The organism is Marinobacterium sp. xm-a-127, assembly GCF_013283425.1.
Classification (GTDB): domain Bacteria; phylum Pseudomonadota; class Gammaproteobacteria; order Pseudomonadales; family Balneatricaceae; genus Marinobacterium_E.
Genome location: NZ_WBYH01000001.1, coordinates 796185 through 808782, shown reverse-complemented (window position 1 = coordinate 808782; position 12598 = coordinate 796185). Strand labels below are relative to the sequence as shown.

The window sequence follows — 12598 nt, the reverse complement described above, 5'->3', positions numbered from 1 at the left end:
TGGCCGATAGGGGATCTTATCGAAACTCTTCATAGTGAGGTCAGGCTAATCAATAACCCCTCGACTAAAAAAAACAAATGAGGATTCTTCGATGATCTATGCAAATCCAGGCAGCGCAGGCGCTGTTGTCTCTTTCAAAGCAAAATACGGCAACTACATCGGCGGCCAATGGGTAGAACCAGTTAAAGGCCAATACTTCACAAACCACACTCCTGTAAACGGTGAAGCGATTTGTGAAATCCCACGTTCGACTGAAGAGGATATCAACCTAGCGATTGATGCTGCTGAAGCAGCTAAAGATGCATGGGGCACAACCTCTGTTACAGAACGCTCTAACCTACTGTTAAAAATTGCTGACGTTATCGATGCAAACAGTGAAATGCTGGCGGTTGCTGAAACTTGGGACAACGGTAAAGCCGTTCGTGAAACCCTAGCAGCCGATATCCCACTCTCTTCTGACCACTTCCGTTACTTTGCCGGCTGTATTCGTGCACAAGAGGGAAGCATTGGTGAAATTGATAATAAAACGGTTGCCTACCACTTCCACGAGCCACTGGGCGTGGTTGGACAGATTATCCCATGGAACTTCCCACTACTGATGGCTGCCTGGAAACTGGCACCAGCTCTTGCCGCCGGTAACTGTGTGGTTCTTAAGCCTGCAGAGCAGACTCCTGCCTCAATTTTGGTTCTAATGGAGCTGATTGGCGATCTTCTACCAGCGGGCGTACTTAATATTGTAAACGGCTTTGGTGAAGAGGCCGGTCAGGCATTGGCTAGCAGCAAACGCATTGCGAAGATTGCCTTCACAGGCTCTACGCCTGTTGGCTCACACATCATGAAGTGTGCAGCCGAAAACATTATTCCATCAACCACTGAGCTAGGCGGCAAATCACCTAACATCTACTTCTCGGATGTTATGAACGCTGAACCTGAATTTGTCAGCAAAGCCGTTGAGGGTGCGGTACTAGCCTTCTTTAACCAGGGTGAAGTGTGTACCTGTCCATCACGTCTTCTTGTACAAGAAGATATTGCAGACGAGTTCCTTGCGATGGTGGTTGAACGCGCTAAACAGATCAAACGTGGTAACCCACTGGATACTGACACCATGGTGGGTGCTCAGGCATCACAAGAGCAGTTCGATCGCATTCTTAACTACCTACAGATCGGTCGTGATGAGGGTGCAGAGGTATTGATGGGTGGTGACGTTCACGCAGTGGATGGCGATCTATCCAAAGGCTACTACATCCAACCAACTCTTCTTAAAGGCAGCAATGACATGCGCGTCTTCCAAGAGGAGATCTTTGGACCGGTTGTCTCAGTCTGTACCTTCAAAGACGAAGCGGAAGCACTGGCAATCGCTAACGATACCACTTTCGGTCTTGGTGCTGGTGTATGGACACGCGATAGCAACGTTCAATACCGTATGGGTCGCGGCATTCAAGCCGGTCGTGTATGGATGAACTGTTACCACCTCTACCCTGCTCACGCAGCATTTGGTGGATACAAGAAATCAGGTGTTGGCCGTGAAACGCACAAGATGATGCTGGATCACTACCAACAGACCAAGAACATGCTTATCAGTTACGACATTAACCCACTGGGTTTCTTCTAACGCTTCCAAAGTGCTTGCCCCCGCCAGGGGGCTTTTTTATTCCCAGGATGGGATGTATCCAGCGGTTTCAGGGATGAAATAGAGCTGGGCATATCCAGGATGGGATGTATCCAGCGGTTTCACGGATGAAATGGAGCTGGGAATACCAGCTTTGCTGGCAAAAAAAAGCCGGCTTATTAAGCCGGCTTTCTAGTATCAAGCAACGAATTACGCGTCGTAGGGATCACGTAAAACGATGGTTTCAACACGGTCTGGACCCGTCGAAACGATGTCGATAGGCGCTTCCATTAGCTCTTCGAGCTTAGCGATGTATGCACGCGCATTCTCTGGCAACTGTTCTAGAGTTTGAGCACCGATTGTCGACTCACTCCAACCAGGCACTGACAGGTACTGTGGAGTCACTTTTTCGTAATCTTCACTGCCGTTCAAAGAGTATACGTCGTTACCTTCAGCATCTTTATAGCCGGTACAGATCTTGATCTCTTCCAGGCCATCCAATACGTCCAGTTTAGTCAGACAGATACCAGACACAGAGTTCACTTGAATCGCATGTTTCAGTGCAACTGCGTCGAACCAACCACAACGACGAGCACGACCTGTAGTCGAGCCAAATTCATGGCCACGTTCAGCAAGGCGCTGGCCGATTTCACAATCCAATTCAGTTGGGAAAGGACCACCACCAACACGTGTCGTGTAAGCTTTAGTAATACCTAGGATGTAATCTAGGTAGAGTGGACCAAAACCAGAACCCGTAGAAGTACCACCCGCCGTTGTATTCGAAGAGGTTACGTATGGGTAAGTACCGTGGTCGATATCAAGAAGAGAGCCCTGCGCCCCTTCAAACATGATATTTTGACCCGCTTTACGCATTTCGTGCAGTTTAGCGGTCACATCCACGACAAGCGGAAGCAACTCTTCTGCCATTTCGAAACACTCTTTAAGGACCGCTTCGTAGCTTACCGGTTCTACTTTGTAGTAATTCTCTAGCATGAAGTTATGGTACGCCATCACCTCTTCTAGTTTCTTAGCGAACATCTCGCGATCCTGAAGATCACCAAGACGTAGACCACGGCGAGATACTTTGTCTTCGTATGCTGGTCCAATACCACGACCTGTAGTACCGATCTTGGCATTACCGCGAGCGATCTCACGCGCCTGATCCAGCGCAATGTGGTAAGGCAGAATCAGGGGGCAAGCTGGGCTAAGACGTAGACGTTCACGAACAGGAACACCGGTCTCTTCAAGCTGCTTCATCTCTTTTAACAGAGCGTGCGGAGACAACACCACACCGTTACCAATCAAACACTGAACGTTTTCACGAAGAATGCCTGAAGGAATCAGGTGAAGGACGGTCTTTTCACCATCGATTACCAGAGTGTGGCCCGCATTGTGTCCGCCTTGAAAGCGAACAACCGCTGATGCTTTATCCGTTAGAAGGTCAACGATTTTACCCTTGCCCTCGTCACCCCATTGGGTACCGAGAACTACGACATTTTTGCCCATTAGTATCTCAACTATTCGTTTACTTAGAGAGTGGTAACAGTCCACTCAGAATTTTCTTTTACCAGACGACGATCGCAGTGCGTTGGCACTGCTGCATTGTCTAGCTCATAAACCACTCGTTCGCCCTGCGCACGCAGTGCTGCGACAGCTAGGACCAACGATGAATCTTCCATTTTCGGCGCCAAAATCGCCAAACTTGGCTCTGGCACTTCATCCAACGCCAATGTAACCAGTGTTTTCAGATCGGCACTGAAGCCAGTAGCGGGACGCGCACGACCAAAGTCCGCACCGATCTGGTCATAGCGACCACCTTTTGCCAGCGCTTGGCCAAACTTAGGCGAGTAGGCTGCGAAAACAACACCTGTATGGTAGCTGTAACCGCGCAGCTCACCCAGGTCAATGTAGATACCGATTGATGGGTGCGCTGTTTTAACACGATCAGCAATCGCAGCAACGTGATCGACAGCAGCAAGAATGGCCGCGTTATCCGCAAAGAGTTCGCGTGCACGCTCCAGCGCCTGCTCTGAGCCATTTAAGGTACCCAAGGCGGCAAGCTTGTTTTTGATCGAGTCTGATTGATCAAGCTGATCAACAAATTGCGACAGTTCAGGCAACGCCTTACGCTCTAGAATATCGATGTAGCTGGCAATCTCCGCTTCAGAAAGACCCGCTTCGGCAACCAATTCAGTGAATACACCTACATGGCCTAGATCCAGATTGATTGCTCCTTTGACACCGACCTGAACCAAAGTGTCGAGCATCAGAGCGATGACTTCTGCATCACTGTCAACGCCTTCGTGCCCGAACAACTCAGCGCCAATCTGCATGGGGTTGCGCGATGCCAACATATTCACCGCACGAGTGTGAAGTACTGAACCACAGTAACAGAGACGGCTCACGCCATCTGAACGCAGACGATGGGCATCAATACGCGCGACCTGTGGCGTAATATCCGCTCGAATACCGAGCATGTGACCAGAAGTCTCATCGGTCACTTTGAAGGTACGCAGACCTAAGTCACCACCCACACCGGTCAACAGTGACTCAAGGTGCTCAGCAACCGGAGGCATCACTAACTCGTACCCCCAGCCATGAAACAGATCCAACACTCGACGACGAACCAGCTCAACCTCGCGCGCAACGGGAGGGAGCAACTCTTTCATACCGTCAGGAAGTAGCCAGCGATCAGCCAACGCCATTATAAAAAACTCCGATACTCTTTATTTAGAAAGTATGAGTAGTGCAGTGCCTATTAACATAGAGGCCAGGCCAAAAGCACGAAGGGTCTTATCATTCACCATCGCCAGTTGACTCACCATAGAGCGCCAGCGGTGTGGATAGAGAAAAGGAATGATCCCTTCTATCACTAAAACCAAACAAAATGCGAGCCAAAGCTCGTGCCAAAGTTCAGACATCTTAAGTACTGCTAAATCACAAAAAAACCGGGGCACGCCCGGTTGATCAATTTTAACACGAAAACGGGTGCCAATGGCACCCGCTTTTTAACACGACCTTGGTTTAGTTGGTCGCGTTTGGAGATGCGTTCTGCAGGTAACGGAAGAACTCACTATCCGGCTTCAGCAGCAGTACATCAGATCCATTATTGAATGACTCTTTGTAGGCAAGAAGACTGCGGTAGAAAGAGTAGAATTCACTGTCCTTGTTAAATGCTTCTGCATAGATACGTGCCGCTTCTGCATCACCCTCACCTCGAGTCACCTCCGACTCACGATAAGCGTTCGCTAGGATAACGGTGCTCTGACGGTCAGCATCTGCACGGATACCTTCTGCAAGCTCTTGACCACGTGAACGAAGCTCACGTGCCAGACGCTCACGCTCTGTGCGCATACGTTGGTAGACCGAGTTTGACACTTCAGACGGTAGATCGATTCGTTTAACACGAACATCAATCACGCTTAAGCCTAGCTCTTTTTCACTCAGCTCTGTCAGTGATGAAACGACGGTATCCATCACCTCTTCACGCTCACCAGAGACAACCTCAGTTAGTGTACGAGTACCAAACTGGTTACGCAGACTGGTTTCAATACGCGTCGACAAAAGATCTGCCGCACGGAACGAGTCACCAGAGGTTGCGGTGTAGTACTTCTCTACATCCGAGATAATCCACTTAACGTAAGAGTCTACCACTAGACGTTTTTTCTCTAGGGTAAGGAACGACTGTGGGCGAGTATCCAAGGTTTGAACACGAGCATCGAACTTACGAACGGTGTTCACAAATGGAATTTTAAAGTGCAGACCGGGTTTTAGATCGCTTTCGACCACTTCACCAAACTGCAGCTTCACGCCACGCTCGGTCTCTTTAACGATGTAGACCGAGTTACTAACAATCAACAACACCAATACGGCAAGTACCGATGTAAACATCGAAGTCGGTTTCATATTAACGACCCTCCCGTAGTGTACTAGTGCTTGAGCTGCCGATGCGGTTAATCACCTGCTGCGTTAACTCACGCATGCTGGAGTCATCTAAACGCACAGAGCGTGGCGTGTTAGCAATGGTATCTGCTTGGCGCTTCATCAATTGATCCAGCGGTAGGTACATCATGTTATTACCACCATCGACATCCACCATCACCTTAGGCGTTTTGCCCAACACCTCTTGCATCATATCGATGTAGAGACGTTCACGGGTGACACCAGGAGCCATCTGATATGCTTGCAGAAGTGATGTGAAACGATCAGCTTCACCGCTTGCTCGAGCAACGACTTCCTCTTTGTAAGCATTCGCTTCTTCGATCACACGCTGAGCGGTACCACGAGCTTCCGGAACAATACCGTTAGCGTAAGTTTCCGCCTCGTTTTTAACACGCTGCTCATCCTCACGCGCTTTGATCACGTCATCAAACGCATCTTGAACCTGCTGTGGTGCGGTTGCGTTTTTGATATTGACACGTGAAAGAGCAAGACCTGTGCCGTAACTGTCCATGTAGCTTTGTAGACGTGCCTGAACCTGTGTCGCGAGAATCTCACGACCTTCGGTCAAGATGCCGTCCAGGTTAGTCGAACCAACCGTATGGCGAAGTGATGATTCAGATGCATGTGACAGACTGGTTTCAGGGTCACGAACATTAAGAACAAATGCACGTGGATCACTGATCACATACTGAACCGTCATCTCTACATTTACGATGTTCTCATCACGAGTCAGCATCAAAGAGCCGTGGTCGTGGGTACGAACTCGAGTCACATTCACCTTAGTGACTTCATCCAGTAGTGGCGGGTTCCACTGCAGACCTGGCTGTACAGTTTCATGGTACTTACCAAGGCGAAGAACAACACCACGTTCCTGTTGATCGACTGTGTAGAAACCAAAGCCAGCCCAAGCAACCACTACAACCAGAGCAATGATGCCGAAGAAACCTGCACCAGGTCCTTTAACATCACCACCATTAGAACCACCAGAACCCCCAGAGCGTTTACCGCCAAAGATAGAGTTCAAGCGTTCTTGCAGCTTCTGCAACGCTTCATCTAGATCGGGTGGTCCCTGTTCAGGGCCGCCTGATCCACCACGGCGGCCATTATTGCCACCTGAGTTCCATGGATCCTGGTTGTCTTTACGACCACCGGGCTCATTCCAAGCCATAGTATTGCTCCATTACTTTAAAAATCTAAAACAAGCTAAACTTGTTACCACTGCTCTTCTTCAGCCGGCAGATAGCGCTCATGCGGAATATCTAAACGGCTTAAAATCTTTCTCAGCTCCTTCTCTTGGAGCCTTACCTCTAACCTAATACGACCCTCATCGGTAAACTGTTCATCGACCACCGCGTTTTGTGCAAACAACATGGCTCTGAACTGCCCCTGATTATGATCAAGCTCCACAATCTCGTGGAACATATCATTGGCCAGACGCTCGCGCAGCGCTTGAACAAGAAGATCAGTACCTACACCGGTTCTAGCCGATAACCAAACCCGAACAGGCACGCCTTGATCATCTCGATCGATACGAGGCTCTACACCCTCGAGTCCATCAATTTTATTGTAGACCTCCAGTGTAGGAACTTCATCCGCTCCTATCTCGTGTAACACATTATTAACTTGTGCAATGTGCTCACGACGCTCTTCATCTACCGCATCAATGACATGAAGAAGCAGTGTAGCTTCAACCGTCTCTTGAAGGGTCGCACGAAAGGACTCTACTAGTTTATGGGGGAGGTCTCGGATAAATCCAACCGTGTCAGCCAAAATAACTGAACCAATATCACTTAGCTCTAGCTTTCTTAAGGTTGGATCGAGTGTCGCAAACAGCTGGTCGGCCGCATAGACGTCCGCTTCGGTAATTCGATTAAACAGTGTCGATTTACCTGCGTTGGTGTAACCAACCAGAGAGAGCGTCGGAATCTCTGCACGGGCACGTGCTCTACGGCCCTGTTCTCGCTGCTTACGAACCTTCTCTAGGCGACCGGTAATCGCTTTAATTCTGGCGCGCAGTAAGCGTCGGTCGGTTTCAAGCTGGGTTTCACCAGGGCCACGCAGACCGATACCACCCTTTTGACGCTCAAGGTGGGTCCAACCTCTGATTAGGCGAGTCGACATATGTTCAAGCTGAGCCAACTCAACCTGCAGCTTACCCTCATGGGTTCGAGCGCGTTGCGCGAAAATATCAAGAATCAGGCCTGTACGATCAAGCACTCGACACTCAATTTCACGTTCGATATTTCGTTCTTGGCCGGGGGTTAGAGAATGATCAAAGATAACCAGCTTGGCATCATGCAGGCGCACGAGCTCTGCAAGCTCTTCAACCTTACCTTTGCCTAAAAAGAATTTTGAACTGGGTTCGGAGCGAGTCCCGAAGAGATACTCAACGGGATCAGCACCGGCAGAGAGAGCCAGCTCTTCTAGTTCTCTAGGATTGTCATTCGCATTAGGTCCAGGAAAATCAATGTGGACGAGAATCGCTGTCTCGCCCGATTCGGGACGATCGAAAAACAATTAGAAACCTCAGTCAGCTGGCTTTTCGTCAACCTGAGGTAGTTTTACAGGACGAGATGGAACCACTGTCGAAACAGCGTGTTTGTAAACCATCTGGCTAACGGTGTTTTTAAGCAGAATGACAAATTGATCGAAAGACTCAATTTGGCCTTGTAGCTTGATGCCGTTTACTAGGAAGATTGATACTGGAACGCGCTCTTTGCGCAAAACGTTCAAGTAAGGGTCTTGTAGGGTTTGCCCTTTTGACATAGTCATCACCTTTAGAGTAATCGTTATTAAGACTCTACGACCGCCGCCCAATATTTCAGGCTCGAGACAATCCTCGATACAGCCATTACGTAGAGAGAAAATGATATTAGATTCGTGGAATCAATGCCAAAGTTTTCTTAAAAAGATTTTCACCAAAGGGATCAATCACCTCTGCACCCTGCCAGCTGCGCAACCATGTCATCTGACGTTTAGCTAGCTGACGTGTCGCTACCACTCCTTTATGGTGCATCTCTTGCCAATCCAACTCACCCTCCAAATACTGCCACATTTGGCGATAACCAACACAACGCATTGAAGGCAGATTCAGATTCAGATCCCCACGCTGACGAAGCCTAACCACTTCCGCCTCAAAGCCTTGCTCCAACATCAGCTTGAAACGCAGCTCAATACGCTGATGCAGTTGAGCGCGATCTTCTGGCATTAACGCGACGGGAATGAGGTTCCACGGCAACTCTAGGGCTTTCTGTTCCTGCCAGTGGCTATCAATACTTCGGCCTGTCATCAGAAAGACTTCCAATGCACGCTGGATTCGCTGTTGATCGTTGGGCCCCAAACGCTCACCCGAAGCCGGATCTAACTGAGCTAAGCGAGCGTGAACGGCCGGCCAACCCTCCTGCTCAGCCTGAGCCTCAATCTCCGCTCTGATCTCTGCATTGGCTTCGGGGAGTTTTGCCAACCCTTCTGCCAACGCCTTAAAGTAGAGAATGCTCCCCCCCACAAGAACAGGCAACTTGCCCTGCGCGTGTGCTTGATCGATTAATTGACGTGCATCCTCAGCAAAGTCTGAGGCTGAATAGACCTCTGTTGCATCTAAAATATCCACCAACGCATGCGGGTACTTTCCCAATGTCTCGCGATCAGGTTTGGCCGTACCAATATCCATCTCTCGGTATATAAGAGCACTATCAACACTGATAATCTCAACGTCCATATGATCAAACAGATTAAGGGCAAGGTCCGTTTTGCCTGAGGCTGTTGGCCCCATCAAAAAGAGTACTGGCAACTTTTCGGCCACTACTGCCCCCTTAGGAAGAGCTTATCCAGCTCATTCATGGTCATCTGCACATAGGTAGGACGGCCGTGGTTGCACTGACCACTTCGTTCAGTCGCTTCCATATCACGCAATAGAGCATTCATCTCTGGTAGCGTAAGCTGGCGGTTGGCCCGAACCGAGCCATGGCATGCCATGGTCGCCAACAGCTCATTAATGCTCTCTTCAATACGGCTGCTACTGCCATAAACCTTCATATCGGATAGAACATCACTAACCAAGAGCGAAACATCCGATCGAGCCAGTGCAACAGGCACTTCACGAATCACAACAGACTCTTGGCCCATTCGCTCAACAGAGAAGCCTAACTTAGCAAACACCTCGGAGCGCTCTTCAGCAATATCCACTTCGGCTTCACTTAAATTCAGAGTAACCGGAACCAATAGCGGCTGACTGCGCAATCCATCAGATTCCCATGCACTCTTCATTCGCTCGTAAACAATACGTTCATGCGCGGCGTGCATATCGACCAAGATGAGTCCTTCTGCAGTTTGGGACAAAATGTAGATGCCATGCAGTTGCGCCAATGCAAAACCCATTGGGGGAATATCTTGAGTCTCTGACGACGGGTTCAATGAACCATCCTGATTCAGTGTAGAGGTAGGATGAAGAGCCCCATAACCGGCTAGCTGCTGCTTCACCTCACCGGCTGATGGCGTTGCAGGTCGAACGTAATTAGAGAAGTTAATCCCTGAAGTGCTACTACCTAGCCCAGTACCTGAACCGGTTGACTGAAGTGAGATGCGCTGCTGATCAAACTGCTGCTGAATCGGTTGAGCCTGCCCCTGCAAAAGGGATGACACAGAGGTATCGCTGTTCTGTTCACCGGGACGCGTTTCCGCGATCACCCGGTGAATGGTACGGAATATGAAATCGTGAACTAAGCGCCCTTCTCGGAATCGAACTTCATGTTTGGTTGGGTGTACGTTGACATCAACCAGCGCCGGATCGAGCTCTAGATAGAGAACATAACAAGGGTGTCGACCGTTATAGAGAACGTCTGCATAGGCTTGGCGAATAGCATGAGTCACCAGTTTGTCACGAATGATACGTCCATTAACAAAGAAATATTGCTGATCAGCTTGCGAGCGTGAATAGGTTGGCAAACCGATCCAACCCCACAATCTGAGACCTGAAGCTTCTGCACTGATGTCTAAGCTGAGTGCATTATCAATAAAGCCAGATCCTAACAGTGAGGCTATACGGCGCTCTCGCATCTGCTCACTGTTGGCCGGCTTCAGTTGATGCACCACACGGTTGTTATTGCTGAGCTGAAACTGAAGATCGAAACGACTCAATGCTAGACGTTTAACCACCTCTTCAAGGTGTCGATACTCAGTATTCTCTGTCTTCAAAAATTTACGGCGCGCAGGGGTATTAAAGAACAGGTCGCGCATCTCAACGGTTGTCCCTTGCGGATGAGCTGCAGGTGATACCTCAGCGACCATGTCCCGCCCCTCCGCCTTGACCTGCCAGGCGCTATTATCATCGACTGAGCGCGACGTGAGAGTTAAACGAGAGACCGAACTGATACTGGCCAGTGCCTCACCGCGAAAGCCGAGGCTTGCCACCGCTTCAAGATCCTCAAGCGCTGTGATCTTTGAAGTCGCATGACGACTCAACGCCAGTGGCAGATCCTCTTTATCGATCCCCTTACCATCATCACGAATACGGATCAGCTTCACACCGCCCTGTTCAACCTCGACCGAGATCTTTTCTGCACCCGCATCGATGGCATTTTCCAAAACCTCCTTGACGACGGATGCGGGGCGTTCTACCACTTCACCGGCAGCGATCTGGTTGGCTAACTGCGGCGATAAAAGATGTATTCGACTGCTCATATTAACCTGCAGGTATCTTTAGAACCTGACCTACTCTAATACGATCAGACTTCAAATTATTATAACGACGCAGTGCGTCCAAACTGACGCCATTACGCTCGGCAATCATTGAGAGACTGTCACCCGGAACCACTTTATGGCTACGATTAATATCCTTAGGCATTTTCCCCTGAGCCTTCAAAGAGGCGACAAGCGTAGCCGCGGGCGGGCGCTTCCAAAAATGACTAATAATGCCGTCCGCAATCGCTTTCGCCATCCGCTTTTGGTACTTAGGATCACGAAGCTTTTTAGCCTCTTGTGAATTCGAAATGAAGCCCGTTTCAACAAGAATGGAGGGGATGTCAGGAGATTTAAGCACCACAAACCCCGCTTTCTCCACGTAGCTTTTGTGCATTTTGGCAAAGCGCGCGATGTTCTGATGAACCGCTAGCGCCACCTCTGAGCTACTGGTACGCGCATAGGTCATCGACATATCCAGCAGCACACTGGCGAGCGTCTCATCTTTATCTTCAAGACTGACACTACCGACACCGCCGATTAAATCAGCTGCGTTCTCTTTTTTCGCCAGCCAACGACCCATCTCACTGGTGGCACCGCGGTTTGAAAGAACCCAGACAGAGGCTCCACGTGCCCGCTTATTTTGTGCGGCGTCTGCATGAATCGATACAAACAGGTCGGCATTTTTTTGGCGCGCTTTCTTGGTTCGATCACGAAGGCGGATAAAGTAATCACCGGTTCGTGTTAGCTCAGCACGAAAGCCCGGCTGCTGATCAATCAGCTTTTTAACCTCTTTGGTGATGGCGAGAACAACCTGCTTCTCTTTAAGGCGTCCGGGGCCAAGCGCACCCGGATCTTCGCCACCATGCCCCGCATCTAATACAACAACAATTTCGCGCTGTCCTATAGGCAGTGTCACAGGCTTAGGCGGCGCAGTGGGTTTTAATTGCGCTCCACCTTGATGTGCCAGGTCGATTACCAATCGATCCCCATACTTCTCATTGGGCGCTAACGTAAAACTCGAGGGTTTCACCGGTTGCGATAGATCTAGAACGATACGCAACTTATCACTCTGTTCACCGGTTCGAATGCGACTGATAGGACTTCCCGTCAAATCAACGGTACTAAAATTGGATTTCGCTCGACCCTTGGGTATATCAATAACAATTCGATCCGGATTATCGAGGGTAAACAGGGAGTGTTCGGTGGAGCTATCCAGATCAAAGACCAATCGAGTGCTGTCAGGCGACTGCCACAAGCGCAAACTATCAACCGAAGCAGCCCAAGAGAGCAGAGGAAGCACTAACAGAGCGCAACCAAAGAAGAGTCTCTTAAACTGATTCAACGCTGATTGATTCCTTAATAACATCA

Annotated in this window: 11 protein-coding genes; 1 reads left to right on the top strand and 10 read right to left on the bottom strand. The window is 49.5% G+C overall.

What is annotated here, in order from left to right:
- Nucleotides 1–91: 91 nt before the first annotated feature.
- The gene (locus XMA127_RS03995; RefSeq protein ID WP_173480707.1) at nt 92–1612 is read left to right on the top strand and encodes an aldehyde dehydrogenase family protein; all 1521 of its coding nucleotides are present in this window, start codon (nt 92–94) and stop codon (nt 1610–1612) included.
- A 207-nt stretch (nt 1613–1819) separates the two neighbouring features.
- On the opposite strand, the gene XMA127_RS03990 is transcribed toward XMA127_RS03995, so the two are convergent.
- The 10 genes from XMA127_RS03990 to XMA127_RS03945 form a co-directional block, all read right to left on the bottom strand.
- On the bottom strand, nt 1820–3115 hold the full coding sequence (locus XMA127_RS03990; protein WP_173483580.1) for an adenylosuccinate synthase: 1296 nt from the start codon (nt 3113–3115) through the stop codon (nt 1820–1822).
- Between the two features lie 23 nt (nt 3116–3138).
- Nucleotides 3139–4314, bottom strand: coding sequence for an ATP phosphoribosyltransferase regulatory subunit (locus tag XMA127_RS03985; protein ID WP_173483579.1), 1176 nt, complete (start codon nt 4312–4314; stop codon nt 3139–3141).
- Between the two features lie 21 nt (nt 4315–4335).
- On the bottom strand, nt 4336–4530 hold the full coding sequence (locus XMA127_RS03980; RefSeq protein ID WP_173480704.1) for a DUF2065 domain-containing protein: 195 nt from the start codon (nt 4528–4530) through the stop codon (nt 4336–4338).
- A gap of 103 nt (nt 4531–4633) precedes the next feature.
- Complete coding sequence (hflC, locus tag XMA127_RS03975; protein ID WP_173483577.1) at nt 4634–5515, bottom strand: protease modulator HflC; 882 nt, start codon at nt 5513–5515, stop codon at nt 4634–4636.
- A gap of 1 nt (nt 5516) precedes the next feature.
- The gene (gene hflK / locus XMA127_RS03970; protein WP_173480702.1) at nt 5517–6719 is read right to left on the bottom strand and encodes an FtsH protease activity modulator HflK; all 1203 of its coding nucleotides are present in this window, start codon (nt 6717–6719) and stop codon (nt 5517–5519) included.
- A gap of 44 nt (nt 6720–6763) precedes the next feature.
- Nucleotides 6764–8068, bottom strand: a complete 1305-nt coding sequence (gene hflX, locus XMA127_RS03965) for a ribosome rescue GTPase HflX (RefSeq protein ID WP_173483576.1) — start codon at nt 8066–8068, stop codon at nt 6764–6766.
- A gap of 9 nt (nt 8069–8077) precedes the next feature.
- On the bottom strand, nt 8078–8317 hold the full coding sequence (gene hfq / locus XMA127_RS03960; protein WP_173480700.1) for an RNA chaperone Hfq: 240 nt from the start codon (nt 8315–8317) through the stop codon (nt 8078–8080).
- Between the two features lie 106 nt (nt 8318–8423).
- On the bottom strand, nt 8424–9353 hold the full coding sequence (miaA, locus tag XMA127_RS03955; RefSeq protein ID WP_371731500.1) for a tRNA (adenosine(37)-N6)-dimethylallyltransferase MiaA: 930 nt from the start codon (nt 9351–9353) through the stop codon (nt 8424–8426).
- Complete coding sequence (gene mutL, locus XMA127_RS03950; protein WP_173484549.1) at nt 9353–11230, bottom strand: DNA mismatch repair endonuclease MutL; 1878 nt, start codon at nt 11228–11230, stop codon at nt 9353–9355. Before mutL ends, miaA begins: the two co-directional genes overlap by 1 nt.
- 1 nt (nt 11231) lies before the next feature.
- On the bottom strand, nt 11232–12572 hold the full coding sequence (locus XMA127_RS03945) for an N-acetylmuramoyl-L-alanine amidase (RefSeq protein ID WP_254442794.1): 1341 nt from the start codon (nt 12570–12572) through the stop codon (nt 11232–11234).
- Nucleotides 12573–12598 lie beyond the last annotated feature (26 nt).